The 15430-nt window shown below is 71.0% G+C and carries 16 protein-coding genes; 4 read left to right on the top strand and 12 right to left on the bottom strand.

From position 1 onward, the window contains the following. Window positions 1-103: 103 nt before the first annotated feature. From alr to ABZ624_RS00065, 4 genes are all read right to left on the bottom strand, one after another. Window positions 104-1270 (bottom strand): alanine racemase, encoded by a 1167-nt coding sequence (gene alr, locus ABZ624_RS00080; protein ID WP_360081291.1) that lies wholly within the window; start codon window positions 1268-1270, stop codon window positions 104-106. Window positions 1271-1317: 47 nt separating this feature from the next. Then, on the bottom strand, window positions 1318-2214 hold the full coding sequence (locus ABZ624_RS00075) for a L,D-transpeptidase family protein (protein ID WP_360081290.1): 897 nt from the start codon (window positions 2212-2214) through the stop codon (window positions 1318-1320). Between the two features lie 180 nt (window positions 2215-2394). Then, complete coding sequence (locus ABZ624_RS00070; protein WP_360081289.1) at window positions 2395-3825, bottom strand: NAD(P)H-hydrate dehydratase; 1431 nt, start codon at window positions 3823-3825, stop codon at window positions 2395-2397. A gap of 46 nt (window positions 3826-3871) precedes the next feature. Further along, window positions 3872-4243 carry a holo-ACP synthase gene (locus ABZ624_RS00065; RefSeq protein ID WP_351239047.1) on the bottom strand — a complete coding sequence of 124 codons (372 nt, stop codon included), beginning with the start codon at window positions 4241-4243 and terminating at the stop codon, window positions 3872-3874. A 93-nt stretch (window positions 4244-4336) separates the two neighbouring features. Between ABZ624_RS00065 and ABZ624_RS00060 the strand changes: the two genes are divergently transcribed. Then, window positions 4337-5116, top strand: coding sequence for an SDR family oxidoreductase (locus tag ABZ624_RS00060; RefSeq protein ID WP_360081288.1), 780 nt, complete (start codon window positions 4337-4339; stop codon window positions 5114-5116). A 46-nt stretch (window positions 5117-5162) separates the two neighbouring features. Here ABZ624_RS00060 and glmS read toward each other — a convergent pair whose 3' ends face one another. After that, a complete protein-coding gene (gene glmS / locus ABZ624_RS00055; RefSeq protein ID WP_360081287.1) occupies window positions 5163-7010 on the bottom strand; it encodes a glutamine--fructose-6-phosphate transaminase (isomerizing) in 1848 nt (615 codons plus the stop codon). A 170-nt stretch (window positions 7011-7180) separates the two neighbouring features. On the opposite strand from glmS, the gene coaA reads away from it, so the two are divergent. Both coaA and ABZ624_RS00045 read left to right on the top strand, forming a co-directional pair. Then, window positions 7181-8149, top strand: coding sequence for a type I pantothenate kinase (coaA, locus tag ABZ624_RS00050; RefSeq protein ID WP_360082095.1), 969 nt, complete (start codon window positions 7181-7183; stop codon window positions 8147-8149). A gap of 22 nt (window positions 8150-8171) precedes the next feature. After that, window positions 8172-9119 (top strand): DUF389 domain-containing protein, encoded by a 948-nt coding sequence (locus tag ABZ624_RS00045; RefSeq protein WP_360082093.1) that lies wholly within the window; start codon window positions 8172-8174, stop codon window positions 9117-9119. Here the strand turns inward: ABZ624_RS00045 and ABZ624_RS00040 are convergent. From ABZ624_RS00040 to rplM, 4 genes are all read right to left on the bottom strand, one after another. Continuing rightward, complete coding sequence (locus tag ABZ624_RS00040; protein ID WP_360081286.1) at window positions 9116-9673, bottom strand: hypothetical protein; 558 nt, start codon at window positions 9671-9673, stop codon at window positions 9116-9118. The two genes, ABZ624_RS00045 and ABZ624_RS00040, sit on opposite strands and share 4 nt — an antisense overlap. A 111-nt stretch (window positions 9674-9784) precedes the next feature. Further along, window positions 9785-11143, bottom strand: a complete 1359-nt coding sequence (gene glmM, locus ABZ624_RS00035; RefSeq protein ID WP_360081285.1) for a phosphoglucosamine mutase — start codon at window positions 11141-11143, stop codon at window positions 9785-9787. A gap of 179 nt (window positions 11144-11322) precedes the next feature. Continuing rightward, complete coding sequence (gene rpsI / locus ABZ624_RS00030) at window positions 11323-11835, bottom strand: 30S ribosomal protein S9 (protein ID WP_100827765.1); 513 nt, start codon at window positions 11833-11835, stop codon at window positions 11323-11325. 42 nt (window positions 11836-11877) lie between these two features. Further along, window positions 11878-12321 carry a 50S ribosomal protein L13 gene (gene rplM / locus ABZ624_RS00025; protein ID WP_124439888.1) on the bottom strand — a complete coding sequence of 148 codons (444 nt, stop codon included), beginning with the start codon at window positions 12319-12321 and terminating at the stop codon, window positions 11878-11880. 298 nt (window positions 12322-12619) lie between these two features. On the opposite strand from rplM, the gene ABZ624_RS00020 reads away from it, so the two are divergent. Next, window positions 12620-13495 carry a hypothetical protein gene (locus ABZ624_RS00020; RefSeq protein ID WP_360081284.1) on the top strand — a complete coding sequence of 292 codons (876 nt, stop codon included), beginning with the start codon at window positions 12620-12622 and terminating at the stop codon, window positions 13493-13495. A 34-nt stretch (window positions 13496-13529) separates the two neighbouring features. Here ABZ624_RS00020 and truA read toward each other — a convergent pair whose 3' ends face one another. From truA to ABZ624_RS00005, 3 genes are all read right to left on the bottom strand, one after another. Further along, complete coding sequence (gene truA, locus ABZ624_RS00015; protein WP_360081283.1) at window positions 13530-14384, bottom strand: tRNA pseudouridine(38-40) synthase TruA; 855 nt, start codon at window positions 14382-14384, stop codon at window positions 13530-13532. 72 nt (window positions 14385-14456) lie between these two features. Beyond that, complete coding sequence (gene rplQ / locus ABZ624_RS00010; RefSeq protein WP_228621214.1) at window positions 14457-14951, bottom strand: 50S ribosomal protein L17; 495 nt, start codon at window positions 14949-14951, stop codon at window positions 14457-14459. An 85-nt stretch (window positions 14952-15036) separates the two neighbouring features. Then, window positions 15037-15430: DNA-directed RNA polymerase subunit alpha C-terminal domain-containing protein (locus ABZ624_RS00005; RefSeq protein WP_030045290.1), on the bottom strand; the 394-nt coding region annotated here is incomplete at its 5' end.

Below are 15430 nucleotides of genomic sequence, written 5' to 3'. Positions count from 1 at the left end.
GTACTGCAGTTCGCCTGGGTGGGTGAAACGCAATGAAATCTTTGGTGCTGGTGTGGTGCCCGATCGCTGTCGTTGCCGATGTGACCGTGTCCTCGGGGACGGGTTACCCGAGTTCTTCCCCGTTCACATAGACGCGGGGAACCCGGGTTCCGATGCGCGTGACGATTTCGTATGCGATCGTGCCGCAGGCCTGCGCCCAGTCCTCGGCGGTGGGCTCACCGCGGTCGCCGGGCCCGAAGAGGACCGCCTCCGCGCCCGCCTCCGGCTCGTCCCCGCCGAGGTCCACCACGAACTGGTCCATGGCGACCCGCCCGGCGATCGTCCGCCACTTGCCGTCGACCAGCACCGGACCGGTGCCGGAGGCATGCCGCGGGATGCCGTCCGCGTAGCCCACCGGCACCAGGCCGAGGGTGGTCTCGCCGGGGGTGACGTAGTGGTGGCCGTAGCTGATGCCATGCCCGCCCGGGACGTGCTTGACCAGGGCCAGCGAGGCGCTGAGCGTCATGACCGGGCGCAGCCCGAAGTCCGCGGGGGTGCCCAGCTCGGGGCTGGGCGAGATGCCGTACAGGGCGATGCCCGTGCGGACCAGGTCGAAGTGGGTCTCGGGGAGGGTGAGCGTGGCGGGCGAGTTGGCGATGTGCCGGACCTCGGGCCGCACGCCCTGCTCCTCGGCGTACGCCAGCATCTCCCGGAAGCGGTCCAGTTGGGCGGCGATGGACGGATGCCCGGGCTCGTCGGCGCAGGCGAAGTGCGACCACAGCCCGGTGATGCGGACCAGTCCCTCGGCCTCGGCGCGCAGGGCCTCGGCGACCAGTTCGGGCCAGTCGGCCGGCTGGCAGCCGTTGCGGCCGAGCCCGGTGTCGGCCTTGAGCTGCACGCGCGCGGTGCGTCCGGCCTCACGGGCCGCCGCCACGACCTCCCGCAGCGCCCACATCGCGCTCAGGGACACGTCGATGCCGGCCTCGACCGCCTGCCGCCAGGGCCCGCCCGGCACCCACAGCCAGCACAGGATCCGGCCCGGCAGCCCGGCCGCGCGCAGCGCGAGGGCCTCCTCGGGCGTGGCCGTGCCGAGCCAGCTCGCGCCCGCCGCGAGGGCCGCGCGGGCACACGGCAGCGCCCCGTGGCCGTAGCCGTCGGACTTGACGACGGCCATCAGGGCCGCGCCCTTCGCCCGGGCGCGCAGGGCATGCACATTGGCCCGCAGGGCGCCCAGATCGATCTCGGCGCGGGCGCGCAGGGGGGCGGTCGGCACAGTCGCAGTCTCACTCATCGCGCCCCCAGTCTCTCAGAGGGCCGTACGGGCCCCGGAGTGCAGTGTCAGGTACCCGGCCGCCGCCCCCATACGTAGACGTGGTCGCCCTTCTTCAGCACGCCCCACAGCTTGCGCGCGTCACCGAGCTTCAGATTGACGCAGCCCCAGGAGCCGACGGTGGTGTAGATGCTGCCGTAGACGGCGTGGAAGGCCTCGCCGCCGTCGAAGAACTGGGCGTACGGCATGGGCTCGTTGTACAGCGTCGACACGTGGTTCTTGTGCCGCCAGTAGACGGTGTGCCAGCCCTTGCGGGTGACGTGCCCCGCGCGTCCGCTGCGCATCGGCACCGGCCCGAACACCACCTTGGAGCCCTTCTGCACCCAGGTGAGCTGCCGGTTCAGATCGACGCAGGCGACCTTGTACGACCGGACGGGGCACCTCTTGGCGGCGTTGGGGTTCTTCTTCGCCGAGATGAGCATCATGGCCGACCAGGTGACGGGCCCGGCGAACCCGATGGCCGGCTTGATCTTGTGCTTGGTCTGGAAGGCGCGGATGGCCTTGCAGTCGGCGGCGGACTGCTTCCCGTCCGCCTTCCGCTTCAGCCAGCGCTCCACCTGCCGCTGGTAGGGCCCGGCCTGCTTGCTGCACGTCACCTTGCCGACGGCGTCGGCGAGCGGCACGTACTCGATGAGGTCGTACGTCCCTGGCGCCGCCGCCTTGGGCTCGACGGCGTCCTCGGCCGCGGTCGGCGTGTACATCTTCGGCGGCAGCGCCTGGTCGGGCGTGTCGATCTGCCAGGGCTGGGCGGGGCCGGGGGCGATGCCGGGGACCAGTTCCAGGGCGGGGGCCGGGGCCGGGGCGGGGGGTGCGGGGGCGCCGGCCGCGCGGGGTGCGGTCGTGAGGGTGGCCGCGGTGGCGAGCAGCACGGCGACGCCTCGGGACCGGATTCGTCTGCTGATCATGCGATCAGCCAAACGTGGGGCTCCGCCGGTTCAGCGGTGCCGCGCGGGAGGGTCACCCTGGGGGTGGAACCCGGTACGCCCACCGTGGCTGCGCCCACTCGCCGGGCCACGGAAGACCGTACGCGGGTGCGGGTGCGTGGGGGCTGATCGCGCGGTTCCCCGCGCCCCTTCGGGGCGCGTTCAGCTCCGCACGTCCCGCCACGCGTCCGGGATCCGGGCGGCGACGTCATGCGCCCCGACCGGTGCCCCGTCCGAGGCGAACCGGCCGGCCAGCCCGTGCAGATACGCCGCCGCACTCCCCGCGTCCACCGCCGACAGCCCCGCCGCCAGCAGCGAGCCCGCCAGCCCTGACAACACGTCACCGCTGCCCGCCGTGGCCAGCCATGAGGTCCCCGTGGCGTTCACCCGCACGGCCCCGCCCGCCGCGCCGGCCACCAGTGTCGTCGAGCCCTTCAGCAGCACGGTCGCCCGGTACACCGCCGCCAGCTCGCGCACCGCGGCCAGCCGAGCCCCCTCGACCTCCTCCCGCCGCACCCCCAGCAGCGCGGCGGCCTCTCCCGCGTGCGGGGTCATCAGGGTCGGCGCCGTACGCCCGCGCACCGCGTCCCGCCCGGCCAGCCGCAGCCCGTCCGCGTCGACCAGCACCGGCACGTCCGCGCGCAGCACCTCGGCCACGGTCGCCGCGTCGTCGCCCGCCCCCGGCCCGACCACCCAGGCCTGCACCCGCCCGGCCCCGGCCGGCCCGGAGTCGGACACGAGCGTCTCCGGGAAGCGTGCGATGACCGCATCCCCCGCGGGCCCGACGTACCGGACGGCGCCCGCCCCGCCCCGCAACGCCCCCGACACGGCGAGCACGGCGGCCCCCGGATACCGCGCGGACCCGGCGGCGATCCCCACCACCCCCCGCCGGTACTTGTCGCTCTCCGCGGCGGGCACCGGCAGCAGCCGCGCGACCTCGGCATGCTGCAGCACCTCCAGCTCGGCCTCCCCCGGCAGCTCCAGCCCGATGTCGACGAGCCGTACGACCCCGGCGTACTCCCGCGCCGGGTCGATCAGCAGTCCGGGTTTGCAGGTGCCGAAGGTGACGGTGAGGTCGGCCCGGATCGCCGCCCCCCGCACCTCCCCGGTGTCGGCCTCGACCCCGCTGGGCAGGTCCACGGCCACCACGGCGGCCCGGGACCGCTCCACCAGGCGCGCCAGCTTCTCGGCATCGGGCCGCAACCCGCCCCTGCCGCCGATCCCCACGATCCCGTCGACCACCAGATCCGCCCGCTCGATCAGCTCGTCGGCGGCATCGGACGCGGCGACGGTTCCCCCGGCCCGGCGCAGAGCGGTGAGCCCCCCGGCGTGCGCCCGTTCGGGCGAGAGCAGTACGGCCGTCACCCCGGCTCCCCGCCGGGCCAGCCGGGCCCCCGCGTACAGGGCGTCCCCGCCGTTGTCGCCGCTGCCGACGAGCAGTACCACCCGGCTGCCGTACACCCGCCCGAGCAACTCGGCGCAGGCGGCGGCCAGCCCCGCGGCGGCCCGCTGCATCAGCGCACCCTCCGGCAGCCGCGCCATCAGTGCGCGTTCGGCCGCCCTTACCGTCTCCACGCTGTACGCAGTACGCATGGCACCGAGTCTGCCCCGGAACCGCGGCCGTCCACACCCGGGGCGCTCAGCCCTCGGCGATCACCACGGCCGAGGCGACCCCCGCGTCATGGCTGAGCGACACATGCCAGGACCGCACGCCCAGTTCCGCGGCCCGCGCCGCCACGGTCCCGGTCACCCGCAGCCGGGGCTGCCCGCTGTCCTCGACGTACACCTCGGCATCGGTCCAGTGCAGGCCGGGCGGCGCGCCGAGCGCCTTCGCCAGCGCCTCCTTGGCGGCGAACCGGACCGCGAGCGAGGCGATCCCGCGCCGCTCCCCGCTGGGCAGCAGCAACTCCCGCTCCACGAACAGCCGGTCGGCCAGGCCCGGCGTCCGCTCCAGTGAGGCACGGAACCGGTCGATCTCGGCGACGTCGATCCCCACTCCGATGATGCTCATACCGGGCAGCCTACGATCGCCGGCCCCGCCACACCCGCCCACCTGCCGAAATCCCCCTGCCGAGCCGCACGTCAGCCGTCTACGCTGCGCCCCATGACGTCCCGGGCCTACCTCTCCGACCTGTTCTCGCTGGACGGCCGTGTCGCCGTGGTGACCGGAGGCAGTTCCGGCATCGGCCGGGCCATCACCGGGGCGCTGGCGCGAGCCGGTGCGCGTGTGGTCGCCGTGGCGCGCGGCAAGGAGCAACTGGCGGACGCTGTCGGTGAGTTGACGGCCGAGGGCGGCCGGGCGGCCTGGGTCGCGGCCGATCTGAGCACCCGGGACGGTGTGCGGGCGGCGGCCGAGGAGGCGGCCGGTGTCTTCGGCGAGCCCGACATCCTCGTCAACTCGGCCGGGATCAACCTGCGGCCGCCGATGAGCGAGCTGGGCGAGGACGTGTGGGACACCACCATGGCCGTGAACCTGGAGGCGCCCTTCCTGCTGGGCCGGCGGTTCGGGCCCGGCATGGCGGAGCGGGGCTTCGGCCGGATCATCCACATCACCTCCCAGCAGGCCCACCGCGCCTTCGTGCAGAGCGGCGCGTACGGCGTCTCCAAGGGCGCGCTGGAGTCGCTGGCCCGCTCACAGGCCGAGGCCTGGTCGCCGTACGGCGTCACCGTCAACACCCTGGTGCCGGGGTTCGTGATGACGCCGCTCAACCAGCGGTTGTCCTCCGACCCGGAGAAGGTGGCGGCGCTGGCCGCGCGCACGATGACCGGCCGCAACGGTCTCGCCGAGGACTTCGAAGGCGCGGCCGTCTTCCTCGCGAGCCGCGCCTCCGCCTATGTCACCGGCCAGTCCATCTTCGTGGACGGCGGCCTGTCGGTGCACTGAGCCACCGGTGCACCGCCCCCTCGGACTAGTGCACCGCCCCCTCGGACTACTCCACCGTCACCGACTTCGCCAGATTCCGCGGCTGATCCACCTCGTTCCCCCGGGCGGCGGCCAGTTCGCACGCGAAGACCTGCAGGGGGACCGTGGCGACCAGCGGCTGCAGCAGGGTCGGGGTGGCCGGGATGCGGATCAGGTGGTCGGCGTAGGGGACCACCGCCTCGTCGCCCTCCTCCGCGATCACGATCGTGCGCGCCCCGCGGGCCCGGATCTCCTGGATGTTGGAGACGATCTTGTCGTGCAGGACCGAGCGGCCACGCGGGGAGGGGACGACCACGACCACCGGCACGTCCTCCTCGATCAGGGCGATCGGGCCGTGCTTCAGCTCGCCCGCAGCGAAGCCCTCGGCGTGCATGTAGGCGAGTTCCTTGAGCTTGAGGGCGCCTTCGAGGGCCACCGGGTAGCCCACGTGCCGGCCGAGGAACAGGACCGTGCTCTTCTGCGCCAGGGTCCGTGCGAGCGCCCGCACCGGCTCCATGGTCTCCAGGACCCGCTCGACGTCCTCCGAGATCCCGGAGAGGTCCTTGATCACCGCCTCGACCTCGTCGCCCCACTTGGTGCCGCGCACCTGGCCCAGGTACAGGGCGACCAGATAGCAGGCCACCAGCTGGGTCAGGAACGCCTTCGTGGAGGCGACCGCGACCTCCGGGCCCGCGTGCGTGTACAGCACCGCGTCCGACTCGCGCGGGATCGTCGAGCCGTTGGTGTTGCAGATCGCCAGCACCTTGGAGCCCTGCTCGCGGGCGTGCCGCAGGGCCATCAGGGTGTCCATGGTCTCGCCGGACTGGGAGATGGCGATGACCAGGGAGCGGCCGTCCAGGATCGGGTCCCGGTAGCGGAACTCGCTGGCCAGCTCCACCTCGCACGGGATCCGCGTCCAGTGCTCGATGGCGTACTTGGCGATCAGACCGGCGTGGAAGGCCGTACCGCAGGCGACGATGACGACCTTGTCGATCTCGCGCAGCTCGGAGGGCGAGATACGGACCTCGTCCAGCGTCAGCGAACCCGACGGGTCGATCCGGCCGAGCAGCGTATCGGCGACCGCCTTGGGCTGCTCGGCGATCTCCTTGAGCATGAAGTAGTCATAACCCCCCTTTTCGGCAGCGGAGGCGTCCCAGTCCACGTGGTAGGAGCGGACCTCGGCCGGGCGGCCGTCGAAGCCCGTGACCGTGACGCCGTCGCGGCGCAGTTCCACCACCTGGTCCTGGCCCAGCTCGACCGCCGAGCGCGTGTGGGCGATGAACGCGGCGACGTCGGAGGCCAGGAACGCCTCACCCTCTCCAACGCCCACCACCAGCGGGGAGTTCCGCCGCGCGCCCACGACCACGTCCGGGTCGTCGGCGTGCACCGCGACCAGCGTGAACGCGCCCTCCAGCCGCCGGCACACCAGCCGCATGGCCTCCGCCAGGTCGGCGCAGGAGGAGAACTCCTCGGCCAGCAGATGGGCGACCACCTCGGTGTCCGTCTCGGAGTTCAGCTCGTGGCCGCGCTCGGCCAACTCGGCGCGCAGCACCGCGAAGTTCTCGATGATCCCGTTGTGGACGACGGCGACCCGGCCCGCGTTGTCCAGATGCGGATGGGCGTTGGCGTCCGTGGGGCCGCCGTGCGTGGCCCAGCGGGTGTGCCCGATGCCCGTCGAGCCCGACGGCAGCGGCCGTTCGACCAGCTCCTTCTCCAGGTTGACCAGTTTCCCTGCCTTCTTCACCGCGGCCAGTCCGCCGTCCGCCGGCACGGCGACACCGGCCGAGTCGTACCCCCGGTACTCCAGCCGCTTCAGCCCGGCCATCACGACATCGAGCGCCGACTGTGACCCTACGTATCCCACGATTCCGCACATGAGCCGCAGCCTACGGCTCGTCCAGCGCCAGAAACCGCTTCAGTCTGCCCGAATTCGGAAATTCCCACCGCCATACGAACCGCTCGTGGGGCCCGCGGGCGTGACGGACCCCACCCGCCGCCCCGTTCAAACTCCGTTAACAATGGACTGTGATCTCACCGGTCTCCCCGATGCCCCGGAGCGCCCACCGGCACAGGCCGGAGGCGACTCCCTACGTCGACCTCACCCGCGCCGAGTGGAGCGCGCTGCGCGACAAGACGCCGCTGCCGCTCACCGCCGAGGAGGTGGAGAAGCTGCGCGGTCTGGGCGATGTGATCGACCTGGACGAGGTGCGGGACATCTACCTCCCGCTGTCCCGGCTCCTCAATCTGTACGTGGGCGCCACCGACGGACTCAGAGGCGCCCTGAACACGTTCCTCGGGGAGCAGGGCTCCCAGTCCGGCACCCCGTTCGTCATAGGCGTCGCCGGCTCCGTGGCGTGCGGCAAGTCCACCGTCTCCCGGCTCCTGCAGGCCCTCCTGTCCCGCTGGCCCGAGCACCCGCGCGTCGAGCTGGTCACCACCGACGGCTTCCTCCTGCCCACCAAGGAACTGGAGGCCCGCGGCCTGATGTCGCGCAAAGGATTCCCCGAGTCCTACGACCGCCGGGCCCTCACCCGGTTCGTCGCCGACATCAAGGCGGGCAAGGACGAGGTCACGGCCCCCGTCTACTCCCACCTCATCTACGACATCGTCCCGGACCAGCGGCTCACGGTCCGCCGGCCCGACATCCTGATCGTCGAGGGCCTGAACGTCCTGCAGCCCGCCCTGCCCGGCAAGGACGGCCGCACCCGGGTCGGTCTCGCCGACTACTTCGACTTCAGCGTCTATGTCGACGCCGGCGCCGAGGACATCGAGCGCTGGTACCTCAACCGCTTCAAGAAGCTGCGCCAGACCGCCTTCCAGAACCCGAACTCGTACTTCCGCAAGTACACCCAGGTCTCCGAGGAGGAGGCCCTCGACTACGCGCGCACCCTGTGGCGGACGATCAACAAGCCCAACCTGGTCGAGAACATCGCCCCCACCCGGGGACGCGCCGCCCTCGTCATTCGCAAGGGCCCGGACCACAAGGTGCAGCGGCTGCGGCTGCGCAAGCTGTGACCACGCCTGTTAGATGGGCGCCATGCTGCATCTGCGCCTGATCACCCCGGCCGACCGGACCGACGACGTGGTCCGACTGATCGAGAAGACGGTCGGCACGGCCCACCTCGTCGTCCTGCCGGGGGCCGCCCGCAACCCCGCCGGTGACCTCGTCCTGTGCGACGTGGCCCGGGAGGCCGGCGACGAACTCATCGGCGGCCTGCGGCGGTTGGGGCTCGACGACACCGGTTCGATCGCCGTCGAGAACATCGATCTCTCCCTGTCCCGGCGGGCCGACAAGGCCGAGGAGGAGGCACCCGGCGAGGGTGCGGACGCGGTGCTCTGGGAGCACCTCGCCGAGGCCACGCACGAGGAGTCCACGCTGTCGGTCACCTACGTCGCCTTCCTCACCATCGCCACCATGATCGCGGCCTGCGGTGTGGTGCTGGACAACGCCATCCTGATCGTCGGCGCGATGGCCGTCGGCCCCGAGTTCGGCCCGCTGGCCGGGTTCTGCACGGCACTCGTGCGGCGTGCCCCGCGTCTCGCCCTGCGCTCGCTGATCGCGCTGCTGGTGGGCTTCGCGGTGGCGATGCTGGTGACGGTCGGCTTCAGCTACTTCATGGACGGTGTCCACCTGTTCACGAAGGTCCAGCTGGAGGCCGAGCGCCCCAACACCAACTTCATCTACCGCCCCGACACCTTCTCCTTCGTCGTCGCGGTCCTGGCCGGCATCGCCGGCACGCTCTCCCTGACCTCGGCGAAGTCCGGCGCCCTGGTGGGCGTCGCGATCTCCGTGACCACGGTCCCGGCCGCCGCCAACGCCGCGGTGGCCTTCACCTACACCGAGTACCGCCAGGCCTGGGGCTCCACGGCCCAGCTCCTGCTCAACCTGCTGGGCATCGTCCTGGCCGGCACCCTGACGCTGCTGGCCCAGAAGTGGCTGTGGGCCAGACAGCGGGAGCGTACGGCGAAGGCCGGCGGCTTCTAGAACCGCCTTTCACAGTTCCCGTTGACGGTGTCGCCGGGGTCGGCGAACACCGTGTCGGTGCCATCGCCGCAGTTCACCGTGTCACCACCGACGCCGTCCTGGACGCCGATCGTGTCATTGCCGCCATTGGTGGTCACGGTGTCGGTACCCGTACCGGCATCGACGGTGGTGTTGACGTGAACCCCGGAACCATCGAAGGAGTCGTTCCCGTCGCCCAGCGCGATGGCGAGCCGGGTCACCGTGCTGACCGGGCCGCAGTCGGCGCTGTTGGGATCGTTGGGCACCCGGGTGCAGCCCGGACCGATCGCGATGCCTGTGGTGTCGGTGAGAATCAGATGGCTCGCGGAGTTGACGGTGGCCGTGACTGTGTTGTTCACACCGGCGCGCGCCTGGAGGCCGCCGAGGCCGCCGAGGCCGCCGAGGCCGCCGAGGCCGCCGAAGATACGGAACGCCGTGGAACCCGGTGTCTGGGCGGCGGCCGGGGTGGCGGCCGAGGCGACGAGAAGACCCGCCACCAGAGCCGGACCGACCGCTCGTCTCAGTGTGCTGCTCACGATCTTCATGCTGTGCTTCTCTTTCGTCGAGGGGGGACGCCGCTCTCAGCGGCCTCGACGTCAGAGAAACAGTCAGTGACGGATCGTGCACTTTTTGCTAGGCCTGGGGGATCAACCCAGGGCCGACTTCACCGCGTCGGCCAGCCGCCCGGCCACCGACCGCGCCTGGTCGATGTCGGCCGCCTCGACCATCACCCGCACCAGCGGCTCGGTACCGGACGGCCGGAGCAACACCCGCCCGGTCTCGCCGAGTTCCCGCTCGGCCTCGGCCACAGCGGCGGCCAGGTCCGCGGAGGTCCGTACCCGCGACTTGTCGACGTCCGGCACATTGATCAGCACCTGCGGCAACCGCTCCATCACGGCGGCCAGCTCGCGCAGGCTGCGCCCGGTCTCGGCGACCCGCGCCGCCAGCAGCAGCCCGGTCAGCGTGCCGTCGCCGGTCGTCGCGTGATCGAGGATGATCACGTGCCCGGACTGCTCGCCCCCGAGGGCGTAGCCGTGCTCCTTCATCTCCTCCAGCACATACCGGTCGCCCACGGCCGTCTGCACGAGCCGGATCCCGGCCTTCTCCATGGCGAGCTTGAAGCCCAGGTTGGACATCACCGTGGCGACCACCGTGTCGGATCGCAGCGCGGAACGCTCCCGCATCGCCAGCGCCAGCACGGCGAGGATCTGGTCGCCGTCGACCTCCTCGCCGGTGTGGTCCACGGCCAGGCACCGGTCGGCGTCACCGTCGTGCGCGACACCGAAGTCCGCGCGGTGCTCCAGGACCGCGGCCCTCAGCGTCCCGAGGTGGGTCGAGCCGCAGCCGTCGTTGATGTTGAGCCCGTTCGGCTCCGCACCGATCGTGACGATCTCGGCGCCCGCCCGGGAGAACACCTCCGGCGAGACCCCCGAGGCCGCGCCGTGCGCTTCGTCCAGGACGATCTTCAGCCCGTCGAGCCGGTTGGGCAGCACCGACAGCAGATGACCGACGTACTGCTCGAAACCCTCGTCGTAGGAGCGCACCCGTCCGACCCCGGCACCGGTCGGCCGCTCCCACGGCTCGCCGTGCCGGTGCGACTCGTAGACCGCCTCGATCCGGTCCTCCAGCTCGTCGGCGAGTTTGTGGCCGCCGCGGGCGAAGAACTTGACGCCGTTGTCCGGCATGGCGTTGTGGCTGGCGGAGAGCATCACGCCGAGGTCGGCGCCGAGCGCGCCGGTGAGATACGCCACCGCGGGCGTCGGCAGCACGCCGACCAGCAGGACGTCCACGCCCGCGCTCGCCAGACCGGCGACCACGGCGGCCTCCAGGAACTCCCCGGACGCGCGCGGATCCCGTCCGACCACCGCCGTCGGCCTGTGGCCCTCGAAGGTGCCCGCCTCGGCCAGCACGTGCGCCGCCGCTACGGACAGGCCGAGCGCCATCTCGGCGGTCAGGTCCGCGTTGGCGACACCGCGTACGCCGTCCGTGCCGAAGAGTCGTCCCACTTGTCCTCCTGAGGAAGCGTCCTTGCTGCCCTGCATGGTGGCAGACGCCGGGTCATCCGATCACACCAGCCTGAGAACGTCTTGTGTCGTTATACGCCCTTGGCCGGGATAAACGAACGCCCCGACGGCACATGTGGCGTGCCGCCGGGGCGTTCGGAGTACGAGCAGGCAGCTGCTGGTTAGCGCTTGCTGTACTGCGGAGCCTTGCGGGCCTTCTTCAGACCGGCCTTCTTGCGCTCGACCGCACGGTCGTCGCGCTTGAGGAAGCCGGCCTTCTTCAGCGGGCCGCGGTTGTTGTCGACGTCGGCCTCGTTCAGGGCACGGGCGACACCGAGGCGGAGGGCTCCGGCCTGACCCGAGACACCGCCACCCGCGATGCGGGCGATGACGTCGTAACGGCCTTCCAGCTCGAGCACCTTGAAGGGCTCGTTGACTTCCTGCTGGTGCACCTTGTTCGGGAAGTAGTCCTCAAGGGTGCGGCCGTTGATCTTCCACTTGCCGGTGCCCGGAACGATCCGGACACGGGCGATGGCGTTCTTGCGGCGACCCAGGCCGGCGGCCGGCTGGGGCTCGCCGAAGCGGGAGGCCAGGGACTCCGAGGTGTACTCGCCCTCGACGGGGACCTCGGACTCGGTGGTGTAGCTCTCGATGTCGATCTCTTCGATCGGCTGCTCGGCAGTGGTCTCGGCCACGATTCTCCTCAGATTCTCTTCGGTCTTAGGGGGTGGCCGGACTTACTGCGCGACCTGGGTGATCTCGAACGGCACCGGCTGCTGGGCAGCGTGCGGGTGCTGGTCACCCTTGTAGACCTTCAGCTTCGAGAGCATCTGACGGCCCAGCGTGTTCTTGGGGAGCATGCCCTTGACGGCCTTCTCGATGGCCTTCTCGGGGTTCTTGTCGAGCAGCTCGTCGTAACGGACGGAGCGCAGACCACCCGGGTAGCCGGAGTGGCGGTACGCCATCTTCTGGGTCCGCTTGTTGCCGGAGAGGTGCACCTTGTCGGCGTTGATGATGATGACGAAGTCACCGGTGTCGACGTGGGGCGCGTAGATCGGCTTGTGCTTGCCCCGCAGAAGGGACGCGGCGGTGGTGGCGAGACGACCCAGGACGACGTCCTGAGCGTCGATGACGTGCCACTGGCGCGTCACATCGCCGGGCTTGGGGCTGTACGTACGCACGGTTCGTAGCCTTCGCTTCGAGTGAATGGTCCTGAACAGGTCACCGAAACGATCACGACAGCCTTGACCGCACCGCGGTGACGCAAACCGCGTGCTGATCGCTGGTCATCGGCCCGGTGGACCGGTGTAAGGGCCCGTCCCGTGAGAATGAGCAAGCCAATACACAACGAAGAAGCAGGTTACCTGCAGGGCCCCGGACGGGTCAAAACGAGGCCCTTCCCCCTCATGTCGGCGGACAAACACCGCATGCCGTCGCACCGGGCCCGGCACCTTGCGCGCCCCGTCTAAGATGCGCCCCATGAGTTACGGGCAGGGGGGACCCCAGTCTCAGTGGGATCCCTGGAAACCGAATTCCCAGCAGCCGTGGAGCAGCGGGGGTGACGACGGGACCCCGGACTGGGCAGCGCTCGCCGAGGCCTCGGAGAGCCGCAACAAGCGCCGCAAGCTGCTGTTCACAGGCGGCGGCGCGCTCGCCACGGTCGCGATAGGCACCGCGGTCGCCATGGCCGTCGTCTCCGCGAACGGCGACGACGGACCGCAGGCCGGCCCCAGCAACCTGCCCGCCAGCGCCTCCCTGCCCAGCGGCTCGGCCACGCCGTCCTTCGCACCCACCAGCGCCCCGCCGCCGCTGGACCCGAAGGACTTCATCGCCAGCGCCAAGAAGGACACCGCCCCGCTCAGCGCCGACACGCTCTTCCCCGGCACCCAGCTGACCATGGGCGACACGGTGTACAAGAAGGGCGCCACGGCCGACACCACCAACTGTGCCTCCGCCGCCGGCGCCAACCTTCCGAAGATCCTCACCGCCAACGGCTGCACCCGCCTGATCCGCGTGACCTACAGCAAGGGCGGCATCGCGGCCACCGTCGGCGTCGCCGTCTTCGCCGACCAGGCAAAAGCCGAGCAGGTCAAGAAGCAGGCCAAGAAGAACGCCATGGTGCGCTCCCTGCCCGGCAAGGGCGTCAAGGACTTCTGCAACGCCGCGGTCTGCCTGACGACCACGAACGCCGCGGGACGCTACGCCTACTTCACGACCGTCGGCTTCCTCGACGGCAAGAACGTCGCCAAGACGGACACGAAGGTCTTCTCCGTCGGCAACGACCTGCAGCAGTTCACCTTCGACCAGATCTACCGCCGCGGCCAGGCCCAGGCGTCCGCGGCGGCGAACCGGTAGGGCCTGTCCGGCGGATCACGTCGCGACCCGGGGCTCAGCAGCACCCCGCCGACGGAAGCGAGCGCTTGTTCCGCGCCTCCTTGTTGCGGGCGGCCAGCAGCTCGTCGGCGGGGTAGCCCACCTCCTCCAGGGTCAGCCCGTGCGGTCGTACGACATGCACGGCCGAGTCCCGCACGCCCGCGGCCAGCACCTTCCCTGGCCACTCCGGCCCGCGGTGGCCGTCCCCGACGAACAGCAGCGCGCCGATCAGCGAGCGCACCATGTTGTGGCAGAACGCGTCGGCGCGCACGGTGGCGGTGATGATCCCGTCGGCACCCTTTTCGAGGCTCAGCTCCTGAAGGGTGCGAATGGTGGTCGCCCCTTCCCTCCTCTTGCAGTACGCGGCGAAGTCGTGCTCACCGAGCAGCGCCTGCGCGGCCTCGTTCATGGCGTCCACGTCGAGCGGCCAGTCGTGCCAGAGGACGTGGCCCCGCAGGAGGGGGTCCACTCCCCCGGGGTTGTCGGTGACGCGGTACGCGTACCGGCGCCAGACGGCGGAGAAACGGGCGTTGAAGCCGCTCGGCGCCGGCCTGAGGGCCCACACCCGCACGTCCTTCGGCAACCGCCCGGCGAGCCGCTTGAGCAGCTTCTGGTTGTGCTCCCGCCAGACCCCCTCGGGCAGGTCCACGTGCGCCACCTGCCCGCGCGCGTGCACCCCGGCGTCGGTCCGCCCGGCGACGGTCAGCTCGTACGTCTCCCGTGACCGCGTCACCGTACGCAGGGCGTCCTCGATCTCGCCCTGCACGGTCCGCCGCCCTCCGGCCTGCTTGGCCCACCCGGAGAACTCGGTCCCGTCGTAGGAAAGGTCAAGACGGACACGTACGTGACCGGGCTGTACTTCGTCACTCACCCCTAGATCCTCTCAGCTACGCGAAAGCGGGCCCGCCCCGAAGGGCGGACCCGCTTCACGTCAGGCAGAGCCTCAGGCCTCCGTCGACTCCTCGGCAGCGGCCTCCTCGGCCGGAGCCTCGGTGGTCTCCGCAGCCTTGGCCTCGTCGGCCTCCTTGACCGCACGCTTGGTGGCGGCCTCGGCCTCACCCACGGCCTTCTGCTGCACCGTCAGCGCCTCGACCAGCTCGATGACGGCCATGGGCGCGTTGTCGCCACGGCGGTTACCGATCTTGGTGATGCGGGTGTAGCCACCCGGACGGTTCTCGTACCGCGGGCCGATCTCGGTGAAGAGCGTGTGGACGACGCCCTTGTCCGTGATGACCTGGAGCACCTGACGGCGGTTGTGAAGGTCGCCCTTCTTCGCCTTGGTGATCAGACGCTCGGCGTACGGGCGCAGGCGGCGGGCCTTCGCCTCGGTGGTGGTGATACGGCCGTGCTCGAACAGCGACTTCGCGAGGTTCGCGAGGAGCAGCTTCTCGTGCGCGGCGCTGCCGCCCAGACGGGCACCCTTGGTGGGCTTCGGCATTGTTCTTCTCCTGTGTGTCTGCCCCGGCCGTATCAGGTACCGGGGTCAGGAACCCGATGAGCGGATGCTCACCGGCAACGACCGATCAGTACTGCTCGGTCTCCACGAAACCCGCGTCCGCGTCGTCGTCGGCGCCGAAGGCGTCGGCAGCGGCCGTGGGGTCGAATCCGGGCGGGCTGTCCTTGAGGGCCAGGCCCATGCCGGCCAGCTTCGCCTTGACCTCGTCGATGGACTTCGCACCGAAGTTGCGGATGTCCAGCAGGTCGGCCTCGGAACGCGCGACGAGCTCACCCACGGAGTGGATGCCCTCGCGCTTGAGGCAGTTGTACGACCGAACGGTGAGCTCCAGCTCCTCGATCGGCAGCGCCAGGTCGGCGGCGAGGGCGGCGTCCGTGGGGGACGGGCCCATGTCGATGCCCTCGGCGTCGATGTTCAGCTCGCGGGCGAGACCGAACAGCTCGACCAGGGTCTTACCGGCG

The sequence above is a fragment of the Streptomyces sp. NPDC007205 genome, assembly GCF_040634095.1.
Taxonomy (GTDB): Bacteria; Actinomycetota; Actinomycetes; order Streptomycetales; family Streptomycetaceae; genus Streptomyces.
This window is presented reverse-complemented; position numbering and strand designations above follow the sequence as displayed.

Excerpts from the sequence above, each read along its gene's own strand:
- rplQ (WP_228621214.1), bottom strand. The coding sequence starts at position 14,951 with ATGCCGAAGCCCACCAAGGGTGCCCGTCTGGGCGGCAGCGCCGCGCAC.
- ABZ624_RS00020 (WP_360081284.1), top strand. The coding sequence starts at position 12,620 with ATGAGTTACGGGCAGGGGGGACCCCAGTCTCAGTGGGATCCCTGGAAA.
- ABZ624_RS00045 (WP_360082093.1), top strand. The coding sequence starts at position 8,172 with ATGCTGCATCTGCGCCTGATCACCCCGGCCGACCGGACCGACGACGTG.
- alr (WP_360081291.1), bottom strand. The coding sequence starts at position 1,270 with ATGAGTGAGACTGCGACTGTGCCGACCGCCCCCCTGCGCGCCCGCGCC.
- glmS (WP_360081287.1), bottom strand. The coding sequence starts at position 7,010 with ATGTGCGGAATCGTGGGATACGTAGGGTCACAGTCGGCGCTCGATGTC.
- ABZ624_RS00075 (WP_360081290.1), bottom strand. The coding sequence starts at position 2,214 with ATGATCAGCAGACGAATCCGGTCCCGAGGCGTCGCCGTGCTGCTCGCC.
- coaA (WP_360082095.1), top strand. The coding sequence starts at position 7,181 with ATGCCCCGGAGCGCCCACCGGCACAGGCCGGAGGCGACTCCCTACGTC.
- ABZ624_RS00070 (WP_360081289.1), bottom strand. The coding sequence starts at position 3,825 with ATGCGTACTGCGTACAGCGTGGAGACGGTAAGGGCGGCCGAACGCGCA.
- ABZ624_RS00060 (WP_360081288.1), top strand. The coding sequence starts at position 4,337 with ATGACGTCCCGGGCCTACCTCTCCGACCTGTTCTCGCTGGACGGCCGT.
- ABZ624_RS00065 (WP_351239047.1), bottom strand. The coding sequence starts at position 4,243 with ATGAGCATCATCGGAGTGGGGATCGACGTCGCCGAGATCGACCGGTTC.